This is a genomic window from Bacillus sp. FSL K6-2839, assembly GCF_038003365.1.
GTDB lineage: Bacteria > Bacillota > Bacilli > Bacillales > Bacillaceae > Bacillus.
Window position 1 is genome coordinate 658313 of record NZ_JBBOOZ010000002.1, and the last position, 21253, is coordinate 679565.

Consider the following 21253-nt stretch of genomic DNA (forward strand, 5'->3'; position numbering starts at 1 on the left):
GCTTCTGAAGCGGTAAACAAGTTCTTTGAAAACTAAACAAGACAAAACGTACCTGTTAATTCGAGTTTTTATAAAAAAATCCTATGATACATCATAGGTAGTCAGTCAAACACTGACGAAAAACAAAACTTCGGTTTTGTACTTTTTCGGAGAGTTTGATCCTGGCTCAGGACGAACGCTGGCGGCGTGCCTAATACATGCAAGTCGAGCGGACAGAAGGGAGCTTGCTCCCGGATGTTAGCGGCGGACGGGTGAGTAACACGTGGGTAACCTGCCTGTAAGACTGGGATAACTCCGGGAAACCGGAGCTAATACCGGATAGTTCCTTGAACCGCATGGTTCAAGGATGAAAGACGGTTTCGGCTGTCACTTACAGATGGACCCGCGGCGCATTAGCTAGTTGGTGGGGTAATGGCTCACCAAGGCGACGATGCGTAGCCGACCTGAGAGGGTGATCGGCCACACTGGGACTGAGACACGGCCCAGACTCCTACGGGAGGCAGCAGTAGGGAATCTTCCGCAATGGACGAAAGTCTGACGGAGCAACGCCGCGTGAGTGATGAAGGTTTTCGGATCGTAAAGCTCTGTTGTTAGGGAAGAACAAGTGCGAGAGTAACTGCTCGCACCTTGACGGTACCTAACCAGAAAGCCACGGCTAACTACGTGCCAGCAGCCGCGGTAATACGTAGGTGGCAAGCGTTGTCCGGAATTATTGGGCGTAAAGGGCTCGCAGGCGGTTTCTTAAGTCTGATGTGAAAGCCCCCGGCTCAACCGGGGAGGGTCATTGGAAACTGGGAAACTTGAGTGCAGAAGAGGAGAGTGGAATTCCACGTGTAGCGGTGAAATGCGTAGAGATGTGGAGGAACACCAGTGGCGAAGGCGACTCTCTGGTCTGTAACTGACGCTGAGGAGCGAAAGCGTGGGGAGCGAACAGGATTAGATACCCTGGTAGTCCACGCCGTAAACGATGAGTGCTAAGTGTTAGGGGGTTTCCGCCCCTTAGTGCTGCAGCTAACGCATTAAGCACTCCGCCTGGGGAGTACGGTCGCAAGACTGAAACTCAAAGGAATTGACGGGGGCCCGCACAAGCGGTGGAGCATGTGGTTTAATTCGAAGCAACGCGAAGAACCTTACCAGGTCTTGACATCCTCTGACAACCCTAGAGATAGGGCTTTCCCTTCGGGGACAGAGTGACAGGTGGTGCATGGTTGTCGTCAGCTCGTGTCGTGAGATGTTGGGTTAAGTCCCGCAACGAGCGCAACCCTTGATCTTAGTTGCCAGCATTTAGTTGGGCACTCTAAGGTGACTGCCGGTGACAAACCGGAGGAAGGTGGGGATGACGTCAAATCATCATGCCCCTTATGACCTGGGCTACACACGTGCTACAATGGACAGAACAAAGGGCTGCGAGACCGCAAGGTTTAGCCAATCCCATAAATCTGTTCTCAGTTCGGATCGCAGTCTGCAACTCGACTGCGTGAAGCTGGAATCGCTAGTAATCGCGGATCAGCATGCCGCGGTGAATACGTTCCCGGGCCTTGTACACACCGCCCGTCACACCACGAGAGTTTGCAACACCCGAAGTCGGTGAGGTAACCTTTATGGAGCCAGCCGCCGAAGGTGGGGCAGATGATTGGGGTGAAGTCGTAACAAGGTAGCCGTATCGGAAGGTGCGGCTGGATCACCTCCTTTCTAAGGATATATGGAGCAGCGTGCGTTTTCGTCTTGTTTAGTTTTGAAGGAACTTGCAAAAGATCCTACAACATCATATCTTCGATATGAAAGATGGGCCTGTAGCTCAGCTGGTTAGAGCGCACGCCTGATAAGCGTGAGGTCGGTGGTTCGAGTCCACTCAGGCCCACCATCTTCTATTAAATCGGGGCCTTAGCTCAGCTGGGAGAGCGCCTGCCTTGCACGCAGGAGGTCAGCGGTTCGATCCCGCTAGGCTCCACCAACGTGTTCTTTGAAAACTAGATAACAATAAGTAATACATTCACATTGAATGCAATGCAAAGTTCATCACACATAGTGATTCTTTCTAAAGTAAGAAATGGTTAAGTTAGAAAGGGCGCACGGTGGATGCCTTGGCACTAGGAGCCGATGAAGGACGGGACGAACACCGATATGCTTCGGGGAGCTGTAAGCAAGCTTTGATCCGGAGATTTCCGAATGGGGAAACCCACTGCTCGTAATGGAGTAGTATCCATACTTGAATACATAGAGTATGAGAAGGCATACCCGGGGAACTGAAACATCTAAGTACCCGGAGGAAGAGAAAGCAAATGCGATTCCCTGAGTAGCGGCGAGCGAAACGGGAACAGCCCAAACCAAGAGGCTTGCCTCTTGGGGTTGTAGGACACTCTATACGGAGTTACAAAGGAACGATATAAGCGAAGAGGTCTGGAAAGGCCCGCCAAAGAAGGTAACAGCCCTGTAACTGAAATGTTGTTCTCTCCAGAGTGGATCCTGAGTACGGCGGAACACGTGAAATTCCGTCGGAATCCGGGAGGACCATCTCCCAAGGCTAAATACTCCCTAGTGACCGATAGTGAACCAGTACCGTGAGGGAAAGGTGAAAAGCACCCCGGAAGGGGAGTGAAATAGATCCTGAAACCGTGTGCCTACAAGTAGTCAGAGCCCGTTAATGGGTGATGGCGTGCCTTTTGTAGAATGAACCGGCGAGTTACGATCCCGTGCAAGGTTAAGCAGAAGATGCGGAGCCGCAGCGAAAGCGAGTCTGAATAGGGCGCATGAGTACGTGGTCGTAGACCCGAAACCAGGTGATCTACCCATGTCCAGGGTGAAGTTCAGGTAACACTGAATGGAGGCCCGAACCCACGCACGTTGAAAAGTGCGGGGATGAGGTGTGGGTAGGGGTGAAATGCCAATCGAACCTGGAGATAGCTGGTTCTCTCCGAAATAGCTTTAGGGCTAGCCTCAAGGTAAGAGTCTCGGAGGTAGAGCACTGATTGGACTAGGGGCCCCTACCGGGTTACCGAATTCAGTCAAACTCCGAATGCCGATGACTTATCCTTGGGAGTCAGACTGCGAGTGATAAGATCCGTAGTCGAAAGGGAAACAGCCCAGACCGCCAGCTAAGGTCCCAAAGTATACGTTAAGTGGAAAAGGATGTGGAGTTGCTTAGACAACCAGGATGTTGGCTTAGAAGCAGCCACCATTTAAAGAGTGCGTAATAGCTCACTGGTCGAGTGACTCTGCGCCGAAAATGTACCGGGGCTAAACGTATCACCGAAGCTGCGGACTGTTCTTACGAACAGTGGTAGGAGAGCGTTCTAAGTGCTGTGAAGTCAGACCGGAAGGACTGGTGGAGCGCTTAGAAGTGAGAATGCCGGTATGAGTAGCGAAAGACGGGTGAGAATCCCGTCCACCGAATGCCTAAGGTTTCCTGAGGAAGGCTCGTCCGCTCAGGGTTAGTCGGGACCTAAGCCGAGGCCGAAAGGCGTAGGCGATGGACAACAGGTTGATATTCCTGTACCACCTCCTCACCATTTGAGCAATGGGGGGACGCAGGAGGATAGGGTAAGCGCGGTATTGGATATCCGCGTCCAAGCAGTTAGGCTGGGAAATAGGCAAATCCGTTTCCCGTAAAGGCTGAGCTGTGATGGCGAGCGAAATTTAGTAGCGAAGTTCCTGATTCCACACTGCCAAGAAAAGCCTCTAGCGAGGTGAGAGGTGCCCGTACCGCAAACCGACACAGGTAGGCGAGGAGAGAATCCTAAGGTGATCGAGAGAACTCTCGTTAAGGAACTCGGCAAAATGACCCCGTAACTTCGGGAGAAGGGGTGCTTCTTAGGGTGTTAAAGCCCCGAGAAGCCGCAGTGAATAGGCCCAGGCGACTGTTTAGCAAAAACACAGGTCTCTGCGAAGCCGTAAGGCGAAGTATAGGGGCTGACGCCTGCCCGGTGCTGGAAGGTTAAGAGGAGCGCTTAGCGTAAGCGAAGGTGCGAATTGAAGCCCCAGTAAACGGCGGCCGTAACTATAACGGTCCTAAGGTAGCGAAATTCCTTGTCGGGTAAGTTCCGACCCGCACGAAAGGCGCAACGATCTGGGCACTGTCTCAACGAGAGACTCGGTGAAATTATAGTACCTGTGAAGATGCAGGTTACCCGCGACAGGACGGAAAGACCCCGTGGAGCTTTACTGCAGCCTGATATTGAATGTTGGTACAGCTTGTACAGGATAGGTAGGAGCCTTGGAAACCGGAGCGCTAGCTTCGGTGGAGGCATCGGTGGGATACTACCCTGGCTGTATTGACCTTCTAACCCGCTGCCCTTATCGGGCAGGGAGACAGTGTCAGGTGGGCAGTTTGACTGGGGCGGTCGCCTCCTAAAATGTAACGGAGGCGCCCAAAGGTTCCCTCAGAATGGTTGGAAATCATTCGCAGAGTGTAAAGGCACAAGGGAGCTTGACTGCGAGACCTACAAGTCGAGCAGGGACGAAAGTCGGGCTTAGTGATCCGGTGGTTCCGCATGGAAGGGCCATCGCTCAACGGATAAAAGCTACCCCGGGGATAACAGGCTTATCTCCCCCAAGAGTCCACATCGACGGGGAGGTTTGGCACCTCGATGTCGGCTCATCGCATCCTGGGGCTGTAGTCGGTCCCAAGGGTTGGGCTGTTCGCCCATTAAAGCGGTACGCGAGCTGGGTTCAGAACGTCGTGAGACAGTTCGGTCCCTATCCGTCGCGGGCGCAGGAAATTTGAGAGGAGCTGTCCTTAGTACGAGAGGACCGGGATGGACGCACCGCTGGTGTACCAGTTGTTCTGCCAAGGGCATCGCTGGGTAGCTATGTGCGGACGGGATAAGTGCTGAAAGCATCTAAGCATGAAGCCCCCCTCAAGATGAGATTTCCCATTCCGCAAGGAAGTAAGATCCCTGAAAGATGATCAGGTTGATAGGTCTGAGGTGGAAGCGTGGTGACACGTGGAGCTGACAGATACTAATAGATCGAGGACTTAACCTATATTCTAATGTGAAGCTTGAACATTGTTATCTAGTTTTGAGAGAACATTCTCTCCATCAGGTTTGGTGGCGATAGCGAAGAGGTCACACCCGTTCCCATACCGAACACGGAAGTTAAGCTCTTCAGCGCCGATGGTAGTTGGGGGTCTCCCCCTGTGAGAGTAGGACGCCGCCAAGCTTTTCTAAGGATCAGTTCCATACGAACTGGTCTTTTTTGTTTTTTAAGAAAAGGAACAAACACCCGATCTGACATGGATACATATACTAAACTACCATCTAAAACATTCTTAATTTTGTATACAATTGAAAGCGCTAGGGCATACTGAAGCTATAAGTGGAGGTGTCACAATGAGCAAAAAAGAGCGAGAAGCGATTTGTTTGATTTGTGAAGAGAAAAAGACAAAGGGAATTTATTTATATCATCAGTTTTTGTGCCGAGACTGTGAGCGAAAGTTAATTTCTACATCGACCTCGGATCCTAGCTATGCCGATTATGTGAGAAAGCTTAAAAATCTTCATACGCCGCCTTTGTATTCATAGACCATTAGATGGTCTTTTTTTATGAGCTATGAAGGATTGGGCTTGTTTTTTGGGAACTTAGTTTGGACATCACCCGTAATTCATAATAAGATAAACAGAGAGCCTGATTATTCATAGGAGTCGATAAACATGAAATTAATCTTTTATACATTTATATGGGCCATCCTCTCTACTTTTTTTTCGCTTGTGATTTTAACCGTCAGTATTGGGGTTTTCCATCATCATGCTGGATTATCGATACTGTATGCGATGATTGGGTGGGGTGTGATGTTTGCAGGGGGCAGATGGGCTGCTTTCCAATTGTTTTTAAAGAAACACGGACTGTCTCGTAGTGATTATGTATATATCAAACAGCATTTAAAAGAAGCAGGGCAAAAACTTGTGCGTTTAAAAAAAGCTTTATTTGCTGTGAAAAACGTACAAACGATCAAACATAATTATGAAGTTCTTCGGCTTGCACGACGAATCTATACAATAACAAAAAAAGAGCCAAATCGATTTTATGATGCACAGCGTTTTTATTTCGAAAGCTTGGATTCTGTCGTTGAACTAACTGAGAAATATGCACTATTGTATAATCAGCCTAATCGTAGTCATGAGCTGGAAATGACATTGAGCCAAACCCGAGTGACATTGACAGAGCTGCAAAAGCAATTGACCAATGATTTGCAGCAAGTTTTAGGAAGAGACATAGAAGCTCTTCATATTGAGCTTGAAGTAGCAGATAAAATGATGAAGAAATAGATGAAAGGAGTCAAACTCGATGAAACCGGAAGATCACGCCACACCATCACCTGCCTCCACTACAGATCTTCAGTTTCGGGTGTTTGATACCTTATCTGATGAGGAGAAAAAAGAAGCCGTGCAGCGTGCTAAGCAGATCCCTGACAATCCGCAAAAACTGCTTTTCTATGGTACACGTGTGCAGGAACGACTATTGGAACAATCACAACAGATGATGAAATATGTTGAGAAAAAAGATATTGATCAAATAGGAGACGTGCTTGAGACCTTTTTGCAGCAGCTGCATGTAGTGGAGCCTGAGGATTTACTGCCAAAGAAACAAGGCTTTTTTTTAAAATGGTTTCAACGGGATAAACGATCTACTCAGGAGATCATATCGCGTTTTCAACATGCAAAATCACAGATCGAGAGATTGTCAGCAAGGCTTCGTTATGCAAGAGGCGTATTAATCTCGGATCATATGTTATTAGAGCGTTTATTTGAAGAAAATCAAACTTATTTTCAAGAGATGACGCTGCAGGTCGCAGCAGTTGAAGCGAAAATGACAACGTTAGAGCAACGGCCTATTTCAGAAACGCAACTTTCTGTTGACCGGACAATAGAGGAGCAATTGATGAGTCAAGAAGTCAATGAAGAAGAGTATGTGGAGAGACTAAAGGAACGAAAGTATGATTTGCTGTTAAGCCGGCAAATTGCATTGCAATGTAATGCACAAATTCGGATGATCCAGCATACGAATCATACATTGGCCAATCATATTCAATCAACTGTTTCTGCGTCTATTCCTCTATGGATCAACCAAATGTCGATTGCGTTAACGCATATTCAGCAACGGGCCAATTCAGCTCTTGAGAACCGAATCCAAAAAACATATGAAAAGGTATCGAAGCAACAGGAACAGCTTCTTGAAGAGGCATCTTTTGCTCCTATAGATACGTTGAAAAAGGTCCAACGTCAATTAGCTGAAACATTACAGGAAACGTTACAGGTGAAAGAGCATGGAAGCCAAGAGCGAGCTCAATTGAAAAGCAGTATGTATGAGGCAGAGCAGCAGTTGGCGAATCCAATAAAGGAATGAGAAACCATCTTTCGGTTCACTTGTTTGAACGTTATAATAGACTTAAGATATCGTTAAAGTGAAAAGGGTCGATTTGTTTGAGAACACCTTTATATACAGCATTAGCACAGCATGCGGAAAAGAAGCCTTATTCTTTTCACGTTCCAGGACATCACAATGGAGATGTCTTTTTTGATGAGGCACGGTCCCACTATGCTTCAATCCTTCAGCTGGATGTGACGGAGCTTGAAGGTCTAGATGACCTCCATCACCCGACTGGTGTGATTCAAGAGGCAGAAAATTTATTGACTAAGCTATATGGTTCAGATCAAAGCTTTTTCCTTGTAAATGGCACAACAGTCGGAAATTTGGCGATGGTGATGGCGGCATGCCGCACGGGAGACGAGATTTTTGTCCAGCGTAATTGCCATAAGTCTGTCTTCCATGCGATCGAGCTTGCAGGGGCAACGCCTATTCTGGTAGATGCTGAGATAGACCCACACTTGCATGTTCCAACACATGTGACGGATGATACAGTCAGAAAAGCCATAGCAAGACATCCTAATTGCCGAGCAATCGTTTTGACTTATCCGAACTACTATGGACATGCAGCTGATTTATCAAAGCTGATTCACATGTGTCATGAAGCAGATGTGGTTGTTTTGGTTGATGAGGCTCATGGCGCGCATTTTGTATTAGGCGGCGCATTTCCTCCATCTGCTCTTTCCTATGGAGCGGACGTGGTGGTACAATCAGCACATAAAACCCTTCCGGCAATGACGATGGGTTCCTATCTTCATCTTCAAGGGGGCCGAATCGATGCGAAGCGATTGAAAACATTGCTCACGATGCTTCAAAGCAGTTCGCCGTCTTATCCAATTATGGCCTCATTAGATGTGGCGAGAGCTTATGTCGAGGAGATCAAAGGAAAAGGGACATTGGATGTAATCATGAAAGAACTGACAGAGCTGAAAGATCAGTTCAACCGTATGACTCATCTTGAAGTGGTTGAGCCTGACTCGCTGCTTTCCGATCCATTAAAATGCGTCATTCGATCAACAAAAGGACTGACTGGTTACGAACTAAAACGGGTGCTTGAATCAGTGGATGTTCATCCAGAGCTTGCGGACGAACATCAGATTTTACTTATTCTTAGCTTAGAACAGAGGAAGGACGTTCCTTTCAAGCGGATCGAGCAGGCTCTTAAGCAAAGTGATTCATTGCTCAAAGGAAAAAAACATATCCAAAATGAGACGTTATCTATTGAGACTGATGAGCAAAATCAAGACATAGAGGCTGTCCCATTTGAACATGCAGCAGGCCGGATGAGTGCAGAATCAATTATTCCCTATCCGCCTGGTATTCCTTTGATGATTAAGGGAGAGCGTATTGAGATAGATCAAATTGAGGCGTTAAGCCGTTTGCTTGGACATCAGGTTCATGTTCAAGCAAGTCAGGTCATTCATCAGAGAAAATTATATGTTTATATAGAAGAGGAGACACTATGAGCGGTATGTTTATTACGTTTGAAGGGCCAGAGGGCGCCGGAAAAACGACAGTGATTCGAAAAGTGTACGAAGAAATGGAACGTCAAGGATATGCAGTCATGGCGACACGTGAGCCGGGAGGCATTGAGATTGCTGAGCAGATTCGTGAAGTCATTTTAAATGAAAAAAACACGAAAATGGATGCGAAAACAGAGGCATTGCTGTATGCAGCAGCGAGAAGGCAGCATTTGGCTGAAAAGGTAGAACCGGCATTACAGCGCGGAGACACAGTCTTATGTGATCGTTTTGTTGATAGCTCTCTCGCTTATCAAGGCTATGCGAGAGGGCTTGGAATTGACCAAGTCAGATCAATTAACGACTTTGCTATTGATGGCACGATGCCGCAAATGACCATTTATTTTTCCATTACACCTGAAGAAGGGTTAAAACGAATTCACGCCAATCAAGGAAGAGAAAAAAACAGATTAGACATGGAGACGCTGAATTTCCACCAGTTGGTCAGAGAAGGCTATGAACTGCTTATTGCGCAATCGCCAGAACGATTCCGTGTAGTAGATGCGTCTCAGCCGATGCAGGATGTCTATGAAGAAGTACTTCGGGTGATTCAGGACACATTAAAGAAAAATCAAATATGACCTCATTCCCAATCGTTGTTATAATATAGAGGAAGACATCGGCATGTCACCTGTGCCTAAAACAAAGGAGGCCAATCAAATGAAATTAATTGTTGCCGTTGTACAGGACCAAGATAGCAGCAAGTTGTTGAAAATATTGACTGAACATCATTTCGGAGTGACAAAATTAGCTTCAACTGGTGGGTTTTTAAAGTCTGGGAATACGACTTTTATCATTGGTTGTGAAGATGTCCGAGTGGATAAAGCATTACAGCTTATAAAAGAAAATTGCCGCAAACGTGATCAAATGATTGCACCTGTATCTCCAATGGGTGGTAACGCAGATTCATATGTACCATACCCTGTTGAGGTTGAAGTTGGTGGAGCTACTGTCTTTATTCTGCCAGTTGAACAATTTCATCAATTCTAAGGATGGGTTGCTGTGAAAATTAATCAAGATATGCGGCTGCTTTTAGAAAAGCGTGAACTCCAAGGCATTAAAGGAAGCCAAACATCTGCCTCCTTTAAAGCATCGATGGAGACGCAAAGCGGCAAAATGCGCTTAGAGCAGCTGACGGTCATGCTGAGTGATATCGAAGTGTTCGGTAAAAAGCTGACAAAGTCACGAAACCTAAAGGACTTGGCTAGGTTTAAAGGGCTTGTGAAGCGCTTTGTAAAAGAGACAGTCGATAATGGATTCAATATAGAAACATCAAGGAGCTTTGACATTTATGGCAACACGCGTACACTCGCTTTAGTCAAAGCATTAGATGAAAAGCTGATTGAATTAACAGAGGATATGATGGACCAAGAGAAACCTTCTATTGATTTGCTTGAACGTATTGGAGAAATAAAAGGTTTATTGATTAACCTTTACACATAGAGAGTGATAACATGGCAATTAGCTGGGATGACATGAATGATTTGCAGCCGCGCGTCATGCGGCTGATTTTTAATAGTATTGATAAAGACCGACTTGCGCATGCCTACTTATTTGAAGGAAAAAAAGGGACGGGAAAGCTGGATGCTGCGATGCTTTTGGCTAAGAGCTTTTTTTGCTTGAAAGCAGGAGTGAAACCATGTGAATCCTGCCAAAACTGCAAAAGGATTGAGTCAGGGAACCATCCCGATTTACATCTCGTGCAGCCTGATGGTCAATCGATTAAGAAAGCGCAAGTGCAGGCATTGCAAGAGGAATTTACAAAAGCAGGTGTGGAATCTCACCGAAAAATGTATATCATTCTTCATGCGGACAAAATGACAGTCAATGCCGCGAACAGTTTATTGAAGTTCCTAGAGGAGCCTAACCGGGAAACGATGGCAATTTTAATCACTGAGCAATCGCATAAAATGCTGGATACGATTATTTCAAGATGTCAGATGCTTAGCTTTCAGCCGCTGCAGCCGCAATCCTTGGAGCAGCAGCTATTACAAGAAGGCGTATCTCAGCATCTTGCAAGGCTTTTGTCGAATTTAACCAACAATTTAGCAGAAGCACTCGAATTAAGTCGAAATGATCAGTTTGCAGAGTCTAGAGCGAAAGTGATAAAATTGTATGAAGTCTTACACCAGCGAAAAGAACATGCATTTTTTTATATACAGGATCAATGGATGCCTTTTTTCAAAGAGAAAGACCTTCAAGAAACAGGTCTGGATATGCTTTTATTTATATATCGTGATGTATTGTCGATTCAAATAGGAAATGAAGATAAAGTCATTTATCAAGACTTATTCCAGACAATGAAGCAGCACGCGCTGCATTCCACACAGCAGATGGTGACGAACCAGATCCTTGCTGTATTAGAAGCGAAAAAGAGACTTCAATCCAACGTGAATGCCCAAGGGCTGATGGAGCAATTGGTGTTGATGTTGCAGGAGGGATAAGTTTGTACAACGTAATTGGTGTTCGTTTTAAAAAAGCGGGCAAAATCTATTATTTCGATCCTAATGGATTTCATATAGAAAATGATAGTTGTGTCATTGTAGAGACGGTCAGAGGAGTTGAGTACGGACAAGTGGTCATCGCTAATAAAAAAGTAGATGAACACGATGTCGTTCTTCCTCTGCGTAAGGTGATTCGTGTAGCAGACGAACGAGACCGGCTCATCGTTGAGGAAAACAAAGAAGCAGCGATGACAGCCTTTGATACATGTCTTCAGAAGGTAAGTGAACACGGGCTAGAAATGAAGCTGGTCGATGTTGAATTTACATTTGACCGAAACAAGGTCATCTTCTACTTCACAGCGGATGGAAGAGTAGATTTCCGCGAGCTAGTGAAAGATCTTGCTTCAATTTTCAAGACGAGAATTGAACTTCGCCAGATTGGTGTAAGAGACGAGGCAAAAATGCTGGGCGGCATAGGTCCTTGCGGGCGAATGCTTTGCTGTTCGACATTCTTAGGAGACTTTGAACCAGTATCCATTAAGATGGCAAAAGATCAAAACCTGTCGCTAAATCCTACAAAAATTTCAGGGCTTTGCGGCCGTTTGATGTGCTGCTTGAAATATGAGAATGATGAGTATGAAACAGCGAAAGAACAATTGCCCGATATCGGTGAAACGATTCAGACATCTAGTGGCTCTGCAAAGGTAGTAGGGCTCAATATTTTAGAACGAATTTTGCAAGTTGAATTAACCGGGCAAGAAAAAGTGATAGAATATACTTGGGAAGAATTATTACAAGAAGGCGTTGTATCTGCACAAACAACTGAGTAACGAGGTGTGCCACCTTGGATAAAAAGGAACTATTTGATACGGTGATCAATTTAGAAGAACAAATCGGTTCTCTTTATCGCCAGTTAGGTGATTTGAAAAATCATATCGGTGAAGTGATTGAAGAAAATCATCAGCTGCAGATGGAGAATCAGCACTTGCGTGAACGTCTGGATCAGTCTGATCGGGACAAATCGTCTGAGACAGAGAATGATTCTGCTCAGAAGCCAGGTCATTCTGATATAGGAGAAGGTCATGATAACCTGGCTCGGTTATATCAGGAGGGCTTCCATATTTGTAATGTACATTATGGGAGCATTCGTAAAGAGGGAGACTGTTTGTTCTGTCTGTCATTTTTAAATAAAAAATGAGAAAAGGCTTCCGCTGAATCGGAAGCCTTTTTCACAGGAAAAGAAAGGATACATCATGGTTTCGTTAAGAGAAGATGAACGATTAGATTACTTGCTCGCCGAAGATATGAAGATTATTCAAAGTAAAACGGTTTTCGCCTTTTCATTGGACGCAGTATTATTAGCGAAATTTGCGTATGTGCCAATCCAAAAAGGAGAGATCATTGATCTTTGTACGGGAAATGGCATTGTGCCATTGCTGCTTTCGACTCGATCTAAAGCCTCCATTACTGGGGTCGAAATTCAAGAACGGCTGTTTGATATGGCAAAAAGAAGTATGGCGTATAATCAACTTGAAAAGCAGATTAAATTGATTCATGGTGATTTGAATGATATGCCAGCACGCTACGGCAACCACAAAGTAGATGTCATCACATGTAATCCGCCATATTTTAAGACACCTTCTAAGGAAGAAATCAATGAAAATGAATACTTGGCAATTGCTCGGCATGAAATCCATTGTACATTAGAAGATGTCATTCGCGTTTCTTCCACGCTGCTGAAGCAGGGGGGTAAACTGGCGATGGTTCATCGGCCGGGTCGGCTGCTTGAGATTGTGGAATTGATGAAGAAGTACCGAATTGAGCCAAAACGAATTCAATTTGTTTATCCCAAACAGGGGAAAGAAGCCAATACCATCTTAGTAGAGGGTATAAAAGATGGAAAACCAGATCTGAAAATCCTCCCGCCTCTTTTTGTTTATGGAGATGATCAAGAGTATACAGAAGAAATCAGGACGATACTGTATGGAGAAGCATAATCATTACTTCTATGTATTGAAATGTGCAGATGGCAGCCTGTATGCAGGTTATACAAATGATTTGCAAAAAAGACTGACGATCCACAATAGTGGAAAGGGAGCAAAGTATACAAGAGCAAGACGGCCGGTTGAGCTGTATTATCATGAATGTTTTGCAACCAAAAGAGAAGCCATGCAGCAAGAATACCGTTTTAAAACGTGGACGCGGAAAAAGAAAGACCTTTATATAGAAGAAATGCGAATAGAAAAGGAGGCGGCACATGAAAACACAGAAAAGCTTTGATGGTCAATCAGATATGGGCATTCTGTATCTCGTCCCAACCCCAATTGGCAATTTAGAAGATATGACGTTTCGAGCCATACAAACATTAAAAGATGTAGACTATATTGCCGCAGAAGATACAAGACAAACGAAAAAACTTTGTCATGTCTATGAAATTGATACGCCATTAACGAGTTATCATGAGCATAACAAAGACAGCAGCGGCCACAAGTTAATCGAATGGTTAAAAGAAGGAAAAAACATCGCGCTCGTGAGCGATGCTGGTTTACCGACGATCTCAGATCCAGGTGCTGAAGTGGTTCGAGACTTTACTAATATCGGCGGCTATGTCGTTCCGTTACCTGGAGCAAATGCTGCACTTACAGCACTCATTGCATCAGGGATTACACCTCAGCCATTTTTCTTTTATGGTTTTCTTGACCGACAAAAAAAGGAAAAGAAAAAACAGCTCGAAGCTTTGAAGAAGCGTCAAGAAACAATCATTTTCTATGAAGCGCCCCATCGATTAAAAGAAACGCTGACTTTGATGAAGGAAGTGTGGGGCAACCGGAATATCGCCATTACGAGAGAACTGACGAAAAAATTTGAAGAGTTTATTCGTGGAGATTTAGAGTCTGTGCTGACATGGGCCGCAGAGCATCAAATCCGGGGTGAATTCTGTCTTGTCGTACAAGGTAATGATCAAGATGAAGAAGAGCTAAATGAAGATGTCTGGTGGAAGCCCTTATCTGAAAAGGAACACGTGATCCATTACATAGAAGAAGGGTTAACGTCGAAGGAAGCCATTAAACGTACAGCCGTCGAACGTGGTGTACCAAAGCGCATGATATACGATGCCTATCATATTGAACAATAAAGAAAGGTTCTTGCAAACGGTGCAAGAACCTTTTTTATATCAAACTTATTTTTGTGATTGAAGTTGGTTTTGGATTTCGTTAATGATTTGCTCTGCACCTTCACGGCTAAGAACTAATTTACCATTAGCAAGTTTAAGGTTATCGTCTGATACTTCACCTGTAACTTGGCAAGTCATGTTTGGTTTATATTTTTTTAGGATAATTTTTTCATCATCAACATAAATTTCCAAAGCGTCTTTTTCAGCGATTCCTAGAGTACGGCGAAGTTCGATTGGAATCACCACGCGTCCTAATTCGTCAACTTTACGTACAATACCTGTAGATTTCATCTTCATTCTCCTCCCAAAGAGTTCTTATTCTTAATATAATATTATCTTCGTCATTATTCGACAAATTCCTTACATTCATAGCATAACAAGGTTTCCATAAATCGTCAATCATTTTGTTTACTATTGTTTGTAAAATATGACTCTTAAAGTCAAAAGACCTTGAAACTATTGATTTATAAGGATTTCTCGGGTTTTTTCTATGAAAATATGAGAAATGACGAGTTCAGATTAACAAGACTTTTGCCCTAAATTAGACAATTGTAAATCTGGAAATAGATTTCATACGACAATATTCGACAAAATGTCGACAGGTTTGTCGTTTTTTTCGAAAAACTCATCTTTTTCGATCATTTCATCTTGTTCTATGTATATATGCTTGATCTTAAAGGCTAAGATGGTATCATAGAGAAAGCACAAGTGCAAAATTTAATGAATTGATCTAACACATTTTCATGTAATGATGATAACCGCTCTCGTCCATTGGGCGGGAGTTTTTGACATTTACACACACGCAGGAGGTTCCGACATGCCGGAAAAGAAAAAAACGTTTTATCTGACAACACCTATTTACTATCCGAGCGGAAAATTACATATTGGACATGCTTATACGACAGTAGCAGGGGATGCTATGGCTCGTTATAAACGTCTTCAAGGCTATGATGTGATGTATTTAACGGGTACAGATGAGCACGGACAAAAAATTCAGCAAAAAGCTGAAGAACAAAATATTACACCGATCGAGTATTTAGATCCGGTCGTAGCAGACATTCAATCATTATGGAAGAAACTCGACATTTCGAATGATGATTTCATCCGTACAACAGAAAAAAGACATACGAAAATCATTGAGCAAGTGTTTCAAAAGCTGCTTGATCAAGGTGATATTTATTTAGATCAATATGAAGGCTGGTACAGTATTCCTGATGAGACATTCTATACGGAAACACAGCTTGTGGATGTTGAGCGGAATGAAAAAGGAGAAGTCATTGGCGGGAAGAGCCCTGACAGCGGACATCCTGTCGAATTAATTAAGGAGGAATCATATTTCTTCCGTATGAGTAAGTACGCGGATCGTTTACTAGACTATTACGAAAAGAATCCAACGTTCATTCAGCCTGAATCAAGAAAAAATGAAATGATCAATAACTTCATTAAACCAGGTTTAGAGGATTTGGCTGTATCAAGAACAACCTTTGATTGGGGAATTAAAGTTCCTAACAATCCAAAACACGTCATCTATGTATGGATTGATGCGTTATTCAACTATTTAACTGCGATTGGCTACGGAACTGATCAGGATGAAAAATATAAAAAATATTGGCCTGCTAACGTGCATCTCGTAGGGAAAGAAATTGTACGCTTCCATACGATTTATTGGCCAATTATGCTGATGGCACTAGATCTGCCGCTGCCGAAACAAATTTTCGCACACGGCTGGCTGCTGATGAAAGATGGTAAGATGTCTAAATCAAAAGGGAACGTAGTAGATCCCGTCACATTAATTGATCGCTATGGCCTTGATGCCCTTCGTTATTACCTCCTTCGTGAAGTACCATTTGGTGCGGATGGTGTGTTTACACCAGAAGGATTCGTGGAACGTGTAAACTATGACCTTGCCAATGATTTAGGTAACTTGCTTAACCGTACAGTTGCGATGGTACAAAAATATTTTGACGGTACATTAAGCAGCTATAAGGGTCCAGTTAATGAGTTTGATGAGGAGCTGAAAGCGGTAGCTGAGCAAACAGTCAAAGCCTATGAAGAAGCGATGGAAAACCTTGAATTCTCGGTGGCTCTTTCAAATGTTTGGACATTAATCAGCAGAACCAATAAATATATTGACCAGACAGCTCCATGGGTGCTGGCAAAGGATGAAACAAAACGAAAAGAGCTGCATTCTGTCATGTATCATTTAGCAGAATCACTGCGCATCACAGCGGTTCTCTTAACGCCATTCCTAACGAAAACACCTGAGAAAATCTTCTTCCAGCTTGGCATTGAAGAAGAGAAGCTTAAAAGCTGGGATAGCATTCTATCTTTTGGTGCCATTCAACAAGCGACGGTACAAAAAGGAGAGCCTTTGTTCCCTCGTTTAGAGGTTGAAGAAGAAGTAGCGTATATTAAAGAGAAAATGCAGGGAAGTGCACCAAAGGAAGAAGAGAAAGTAGAAATAGAAGAAACGGAATTACCTGAGCTTGGAGCAGAAATTGCATTTGATGATTTCTCAAAAGTTGATCTTCGAGTAGCACAGGTACTGGAAGCAGCCCCAGTGAAAAAAGCGGATCGTCTCTTAAAGCTTCAGCTTGATTTTGGATTTGAAAAAAGACAAATTGTTTCAGGGATTGCCAAGCATTATCAACCTGAGGAATTAGTAGGGAAAAAGCTCGTTTGCGTAGCGAATCTGACACCAGTCAAACTCAGAGGGGAAATTTCCCAGGGAATGATTTTAACTGGAGAAACTGATGGGAAATTGCAGGTTCTTGAAGTAGACCGATCTCTAGCAAATGGAACAAAAATTTTATAAATCAACAAAAGGTGTTCCACGTGTAACATTTCGTCGAACACCTTTTGTTTTTTAGAAGAATTGTCGAAAGGAGCAATCAACGATGTTATTTGATACACATGCCCATTTAAATGCTGAACAATATAATGAAGACTTAGAGCAGGTGATCGAAAGAGCGAAAAGTGAAAAAGTCGAAAAAATTGTGGTGGTGGGGTTTGACCGCCCGACAATTACGAGAGCAATGGAATTAATTGAAGAGTATGATTTCATCTATGCAGCCATTGGCTGGCACCCAGTCGATGCCATTGATATGACAGATGAGGATTTGCTGTGGATCAAAGAATTATCTCAACATGAAAAAGTCGTTGCGATTGGAGAAATGGGTCTGGATTACTATTGGGAGAAGTCGCCAAAAGATGTACAAAAGGAAGTCTTTAGACGTCAAATTGCTCTTGCGAAGGAAGTGAATCTTCCAATCATTATTCATAATCGTGACGCAACGGAAGATGTCGTGACGATCTTAAAGGAAGAGGGAGCGGCTGATGTTGGAGGGATTATGCATTGCTTTACGGGCAGCCTAGAAATCGCAAAAGCGTGTATGGATATGAACTTTTATATTTCATTCGGTGGACCCGTGACATTTAAAAATGCCAAAAAACCGAAGGAAGTTGTCAAGGACATACCAAGTGACCGGCTTTTAATTGAAACAGACTGCCCATACTTAACGCCAGCGCCATTTAGAGGGAAACGTAACGAGCCAAGTTATGTGAAATATATCGCAGAACAGATCGCGGAGTTACGAGAAACAAGCTTTGAAGAGCTTGCTGAATTGACCACAAAAAATGCGAAAAAAGTTTTCGGTATAAACTGACAGTATATGATGTCAATCCTTGTTTAAGCTTGTCCAATTGTGAAACATAACGAAAATGTTCTACACGTTTGCGCCTCCTCATAGGATAAGTTGTCGATAAGTCTTTCTTCCCTTCCTTCCATCAATCTCCCATAATAGGGTTACAATCGAGCATTTTTGTACAGTGGGAGGAAGGGTTGACAGGTTTTGAGATACTCTATATAATCTCTCCGAGGAGAAGGAGGCGTTTTTCATCGTACAAAAAATGAAAAATCTGTTTTCTGTTAAGCTAGGAAAAGGCAAGGTTTTATTACTAGTTGTTTGCTTGCTTTTAGCTGGAACTGGGACGGCTTACGGTGCGCATGAGCTCACTAAGCAGTCTATTACCATTTCAATCAATGGTAAAGAGAAGACAATTCGTACACATGAAGAGACAGTAGCACAGCTGCTTTCAGACCTTGGAATAAAGACCAGGGCGGAGGATCATATCTCTCCAAGTCTAAATACAAAAATTGAAGACAACATGAACATTGTGTATGATGCGGCTATACCGGTTCATCTGACCCTAGATGGGAAAGAGAAAACGATATGGACAACAGATCAGACGGTTGGAGCATTATTGAAGAATGAGAAGATAGATATTGGGAAGCACGATCAAGTAACTCCAGGAAAGAATGACAAGATTAGAAAGGATATGAATCTTGTGGTTCAGCAGGCCTTCCAGGTCAGCGTAAATGATGGAGGCAAAGATAAAAAGGTGTGGACCACTTCGACTACGGTCGCTGACTTTTTAAAGCAACAAGAGCTGAGGCTCAAGAAGCACGATAAGATCAAGCCTGCGTTACATAGTCATATTTCTAAAAAAAGCGCAGATATCCAGATCACTCGGGTGGAAAAAGTCACCGATGTAGTGGAAGAGAAAATTGCTTTTGATACCAAACATAAAAAGGATCGTTCTCTTGAAAAAGGAAAAGAGAAGGTGCTTAAAAAAGGTGAAGAAGGTAAATTGAAGAAGCACTATGCCATTGTGAAAGAAAACGGCAAAGTGGTGTCTAAAGAACTGATTAAAGAAGTGACTGAAAAAGATAGCAAGGATCGTTTAGTGGCTATTGGTACACAAGTATCCAAAAAAGAGCCTAAAGCGACACCTGCCGTTTCAAGAAGCAATGAATCGTCTGGAAAAGAATTTTATGTGGCGTCGACAGCCTATACAGCGAGCTGTGCTGGATGTACGGGCAGAACGTCAACAGGCTTTGATTTAAAAGCAAATCCGGGTGCAAAGGTCATAGCAGTAGATCCGAGTGTCATTCCGCTAGGCTCTAAAGTGTATGTGGAAGGCTATGGATATGCCGTTGCATCAGACACTGGATCTGCTATAAAAGGGAATAAAATCGATGTGTTCGTCCCAAATAAGTCGGCAGCTTATCAATGGGGAAATAAACGAGTGAAAATTAGAGTACTCAAATAAACACATCAAATCATTTATATGAACAGAGGGCTTTGCGCACCCTCTGTTTTTTTGGTTATAATAGAAGCACTGTTTTCTAATTAATTAGACGCAAAAACAGCATGAAAGGTTTCATTTTTTAACCAAAAATTGTTTATTGTTTTTGCAAGCGGAGGAATACATGAAAATCAAAGAAATCATTGTGGTGGAAGGTCGTGATGACACTGCCAGAGTGAAGATGGCAGTTGATGCAGATACGATCGAAACAAACGGATCAGCCATTGGTGATACAGTTATTCAACAAGTGCGTCTTGCTCAGGAGACGAGAGGGGTCATTATTTTAACTGATCCTGATTTCCCTGGTGAGAAGATCCGAAAAACCATCGCAGAAGCGGTTCCTGGCTGTAAGCACGCATTTTTGCCAAAACATCTTGCGAAGGCGAAGAGGGACAAAGGAATTGGTGTCGAGCATGCTTCCGTGGACAGTATTCGGGAATGCCTTGCCCATGTCCATGAGGAAATGGAAGAATCGGAAAGTGACATTACATTAGATGACTTATTTGACGCAGGCCTTATCGGAGGCGAAGCATCGAAACGCCGCCGCGAACGACTAGGTGTGCTTTTAAATATAGGATATACCAATGCGAAGCAGCTGCAAAAGCGCCTTCACATGTTCCAAATAACCAAACATGATTTTATTGCGGCCTTAAAGACCGTCATGCAGGAGGAAGTCGATGAATAAAGATATTGCGACACCCATCAGAACGAAGGAAATACTGAAGAAATACGGTTTCTCTTTTAAAAAGAGCTTAGGGCAGAACTTTTTAATTGATACAAATATACTCGATCGTATTGTCGATCACGCAGAGGTGACGGATGAGACCGGCGTGATTGAGATTGGGCCTGGTATCGGTGCATTGACCGAGCAGCTCGCTAAGCGTGCAAAGAAAGTCACCGCTTTTGAAATCGATCAGCGTTTATTGCCCATTTTAAACGATACACTCTCTCCATATGATAATGTCACGATCATTCATCAAGACGTATTAAAGGCGGATGTGAGGAAGGTCATCGAGGAAAATTTTGCTGACTGTAAAGAAGTGATGGTTGTCGCCAACCTTCCATATTACGTGACGACACCGATTATTATGAAGCTGCTTGAAGAAAACCTTCCATTGAAAGGGATTGTGGTCATGCTGCAAAAAGAAGTAGCAGATCGTATGGCAGCAGTCCCTTCATCAAAGGAATACAATTCGCTGTCTATCGCAGTTCAATTCTATACGGAAGCGAAAACAGTAATGGTTGTGCCTAAAACCGTTTTTGTTCCACAGCCTAATGTGGATTCGGCTGTGATTAAACTAACCGTTCGTGAAACGCCTGCTGTCTCAGTAGAAAATGATGCGTTTTTCTTTCAATTGATCCGTGCGAGCTTTGGTCAGCGCCGAAAAACATTGATGAATAATCTTATGAACAATTTACCTGATGGAAAAAAACATAAAGCCATCATCGAAGAAGCACTTCAAACAGCAGACATTGATGGAAAGCGCCGCGGCGAGTCATTATCCATTGAGGAATTTGCCCGTTTGTCGAACGTTTTACAAAAAGCCCTGTCTTAAGGGCTTTTTTCTTTTGTTTTTCACCACTTTGTTCGTTCGGGCATA

General features: G+C 43.7%; 19 protein-coding genes, 2 tRNA genes and 3 rRNA genes. 23 read left to right on the top strand and 1 reads right to left on the bottom strand.

All coding sequences use genetic code 11. The features are described from left to right. Nucleotides 1–143 precede the first annotated feature (143 nt). From MHH26_RS17425 to rsmI, 18 genes are all read left to right on the top strand, one after another. A 16S ribosomal RNA gene (locus MHH26_RS17425) occupies nucleotides 144–1692 on the top strand. 95 nt (nucleotides 1693–1787) lie between these two features. Beyond that, a tRNA-Ile gene (locus tag MHH26_RS17430) sits at nucleotides 1788–1864 on the top strand. A 14-nt stretch (nucleotides 1865–1878) separates the two neighbouring features. Then, a tRNA-Ala gene (locus MHH26_RS17435) sits at nucleotides 1879–1954 on the top strand. A 98-nt stretch (nucleotides 1955–2052) separates the two neighbouring features. Next, a 23S ribosomal RNA gene (locus MHH26_RS17440) occupies nucleotides 2053–4983 on the top strand. Nucleotides 4984–5044: 61 nt separating this feature from the next. Continuing rightward, nucleotides 5045–5160, top strand: a 5S ribosomal RNA gene (gene rrf / locus MHH26_RS17445). Together the 16S, 23S and 5S rRNA genes with 2 tRNA genes alongside form the textbook arrangement of a ribosomal RNA operon. A gap of 170 nt (nucleotides 5161–5330) precedes the next feature. Next, nucleotides 5331–5522 carry a sigma factor G inhibitor Gin gene (locus MHH26_RS17450; RefSeq protein ID WP_017359334.1) on the top strand — a complete coding sequence of 64 codons (192 nt, stop codon included), beginning with the start codon at nucleotides 5331–5333 and terminating at the stop codon, nucleotides 5520–5522. 129 nt (nucleotides 5523–5651) lie between these two features. Beyond that, the gene (locus MHH26_RS17455) at nucleotides 5652–6266 is read left to right on the top strand and encodes a 5-bromo-4-chloroindolyl phosphate hydrolysis family protein (RefSeq protein ID WP_334750985.1); all 615 of its coding nucleotides are present in this window, start codon (nucleotides 5652–5654) and stop codon (nucleotides 6264–6266) included. Between the two features lie 19 nt (nucleotides 6267–6285). Continuing rightward, a complete protein-coding gene (locus tag MHH26_RS17460) occupies nucleotides 6286–7344 on the top strand; it encodes a toxic anion resistance protein (protein ID WP_095286194.1) in 1059 nt (352 codons plus the stop codon). A gap of 77 nt (nucleotides 7345–7421) precedes the next feature. Then, nucleotides 7422–8831: an aminotransferase class I/II-fold pyridoxal phosphate-dependent enzyme gene (locus MHH26_RS17465; RefSeq protein WP_307498810.1), complete on the top strand. Its 1410-nt coding sequence runs from the start codon at nucleotides 7422–7424 to the stop codon at nucleotides 8829–8831. Further along, complete coding sequence (gene tmk / locus MHH26_RS17470) at nucleotides 8828–9466, top strand: dTMP kinase (RefSeq protein ID WP_307498812.1); 639 nt, start codon at nucleotides 8828–8830, stop codon at nucleotides 9464–9466. Before MHH26_RS17465 ends, tmk begins: the two co-directional genes overlap by 4 nt. Nucleotides 9467–9545: 79 nt before the next feature. Beyond that, nucleotides 9546–9875 carry a cyclic-di-AMP receptor gene (locus MHH26_RS17475; protein WP_340974229.1) on the top strand — a complete coding sequence of 110 codons (330 nt, stop codon included), beginning with the start codon at nucleotides 9546–9548 and terminating at the stop codon, nucleotides 9873–9875. Nucleotides 9876–9887: 12 nt separating this feature from the next. Further along, complete coding sequence (locus MHH26_RS17480) at nucleotides 9888–10328, top strand: YaaR family protein (RefSeq protein WP_034665673.1); 441 nt, start codon at nucleotides 9888–9890, stop codon at nucleotides 10326–10328. A gap of 11 nt (nucleotides 10329–10339) precedes the next feature. After that, entirely contained in the window at nucleotides 10340–11329 is a 990-nt protein-coding gene (gene holB / locus MHH26_RS17485; protein WP_106037503.1) for a DNA polymerase III subunit delta', read from the top strand. Between the two features lie 2 nt (nucleotides 11330–11331). Beyond that, complete coding sequence (locus MHH26_RS17490) at nucleotides 11332–12159, top strand: PSP1 domain-containing protein (protein WP_012008643.1); 828 nt, start codon at nucleotides 11332–11334, stop codon at nucleotides 12157–12159. Nucleotides 12160–12173: 14 nt separating this feature from the next. Next, nucleotides 12174–12527: a DNA replication initiation control protein YabA gene (gene yabA / locus MHH26_RS17495; protein ID WP_003217957.1), complete on the top strand. Its 354-nt coding sequence runs from the start codon at nucleotides 12174–12176 to the stop codon at nucleotides 12525–12527. Nucleotides 12528–12582: 55 nt separating this feature from the next. Next, entirely contained in the window at nucleotides 12583–13326 is a 744-nt protein-coding gene (locus MHH26_RS17500) for a tRNA1(Val) (adenine(37)-N6)-methyltransferase (protein WP_340974231.1), read from the top strand. Continuing rightward, on the top strand, nucleotides 13313–13609 hold the full coding sequence (locus MHH26_RS17505) for a GIY-YIG nuclease family protein (protein WP_307498816.1): 297 nt from the start codon (nucleotides 13313–13315) through the stop codon (nucleotides 13607–13609). Before MHH26_RS17500 ends, MHH26_RS17505 begins: the two co-directional genes overlap by 14 nt. Beyond that, complete coding sequence (rsmI, locus tag MHH26_RS17510; RefSeq protein WP_334750982.1) at nucleotides 13587–14465, top strand: 16S rRNA (cytidine(1402)-2'-O)-methyltransferase; 879 nt, start codon at nucleotides 13587–13589, stop codon at nucleotides 14463–14465. Before MHH26_RS17505 ends, rsmI begins: the two co-directional genes overlap by 23 nt. A 45-nt stretch (nucleotides 14466–14510) precedes the next feature. Here rsmI and MHH26_RS17515 read toward each other — a convergent pair whose 3' ends face one another. Further along, nucleotides 14511–14801 (bottom strand): AbrB/MazE/SpoVT family DNA-binding domain-containing protein, encoded by a 291-nt coding sequence (locus MHH26_RS17515; protein ID WP_087975202.1) that lies wholly within the window; start codon nucleotides 14799–14801, stop codon nucleotides 14511–14513. Between the two features lie 520 nt (nucleotides 14802–15321). On the opposite strand from MHH26_RS17515, the gene metG reads away from it, so the two are divergent. The 5 genes from metG to rsmA all read left to right on the top strand — a co-directional run bounded on the left by metG (nucleotide 15322) and on the right by rsmA (nucleotide 21208). Next, on the top strand, nucleotides 15322–17319 hold the full coding sequence (gene metG, locus MHH26_RS17520; protein WP_034665685.1) for a methionine--tRNA ligase: 1998 nt from the start codon (nucleotides 15322–15324) through the stop codon (nucleotides 17317–17319). 82 nt (nucleotides 17320–17401) lie between these two features. Further along, the gene (locus tag MHH26_RS17525) at nucleotides 17402–18169 is read left to right on the top strand and encodes a TatD family hydrolase (RefSeq protein ID WP_340974235.1); all 768 of its coding nucleotides are present in this window, start codon (nucleotides 17402–17404) and stop codon (nucleotides 18167–18169) included. A gap of 244 nt (nucleotides 18170–18413) precedes the next feature. Continuing rightward, complete coding sequence (locus MHH26_RS17530; RefSeq protein WP_340974237.1) at nucleotides 18414–19616, top strand: ubiquitin-like domain-containing protein; 1203 nt, start codon at nucleotides 18414–18416, stop codon at nucleotides 19614–19616. A 160-nt stretch (nucleotides 19617–19776) separates the two neighbouring features. Next, nucleotides 19777–20337, top strand: coding sequence for a ribonuclease M5 (gene rnmV, locus MHH26_RS17535; RefSeq protein WP_307498821.1), 561 nt, complete (start codon nucleotides 19777–19779; stop codon nucleotides 20335–20337). Next, entirely contained in the window at nucleotides 20330–21208 is an 879-nt protein-coding gene (gene rsmA, locus MHH26_RS17540; RefSeq protein WP_307498822.1) for a 16S rRNA (adenine(1518)-N(6)/adenine(1519)-N(6))-dimethyltransferase RsmA, read from the top strand. Before rnmV ends, rsmA begins: the two co-directional genes overlap by 8 nt. Nucleotides 21209–21253: the final 45 nt, after the last annotated feature.

Excerpts from the sequence above, each read along its gene's own strand:
- MHH26_RS17450 (WP_017359334.1), top strand. The coding sequence starts at position 5,331 with ATGAGCAAAAAAGAGCGAGAAGCGATTTGTTTGATTTGTGAAGAGAAA.
- MHH26_RS17455 (WP_334750985.1), top strand. The coding sequence starts at position 5,652 with ATGAAATTAATCTTTTATACATTTATATGGGCCATCCTCTCTACTTTT.
- MHH26_RS17460 (WP_095286194.1), top strand. The coding sequence starts at position 6,286 with ATGAAACCGGAAGATCACGCCACACCATCACCTGCCTCCACTACAGAT.
- tmk (WP_307498812.1), top strand. The coding sequence starts at position 8,828 with ATGAGCGGTATGTTTATTACGTTTGAAGGGCCAGAGGGCGCCGGAAAA.
- MHH26_RS17475 (WP_340974229.1), top strand. The coding sequence starts at position 9,546 with ATGAAATTAATTGTTGCCGTTGTACAGGACCAAGATAGCAGCAAGTTG.
- holB (WP_106037503.1), top strand. The coding sequence starts at position 10,340 with ATGGCAATTAGCTGGGATGACATGAATGATTTGCAGCCGCGCGTCATG.
- MHH26_RS17500 (WP_340974231.1), top strand. The coding sequence starts at position 12,583 with ATGGTTTCGTTAAGAGAAGATGAACGATTAGATTACTTGCTCGCCGAA.
- MHH26_RS17505 (WP_307498816.1), top strand. The coding sequence starts at position 13,313 with ATGGAGAAGCATAATCATTACTTCTATGTATTGAAATGTGCAGATGGC.
- rsmI (WP_334750982.1), top strand. The coding sequence starts at position 13,587 with ATGAAAACACAGAAAAGCTTTGATGGTCAATCAGATATGGGCATTCTG.
- MHH26_RS17515 (WP_087975202.1), bottom strand. The coding sequence starts at position 14,801 with ATGAAGATGAAATCTACAGGTATTGTACGTAAAGTTGACGAATTAGGA.
- metG (WP_034665685.1), top strand. The coding sequence starts at position 15,322 with ATGCCGGAAAAGAAAAAAACGTTTTATCTGACAACACCTATTTACTAT.
- MHH26_RS17525 (WP_340974235.1), top strand. The coding sequence starts at position 17,402 with ATGTTATTTGATACACATGCCCATTTAAATGCTGAACAATATAATGAA.
- MHH26_RS17530 (WP_340974237.1), top strand. The coding sequence starts at position 18,414 with ATGAAAAATCTGTTTTCTGTTAAGCTAGGAAAAGGCAAGGTTTTATTA.
- rnmV (WP_307498821.1), top strand. The coding sequence starts at position 19,777 with ATGAAAATCAAAGAAATCATTGTGGTGGAAGGTCGTGATGACACTGCC.
- rsmA (WP_307498822.1), top strand. The coding sequence starts at position 20,330 with ATGAATAAAGATATTGCGACACCCATCAGAACGAAGGAAATACTGAAG.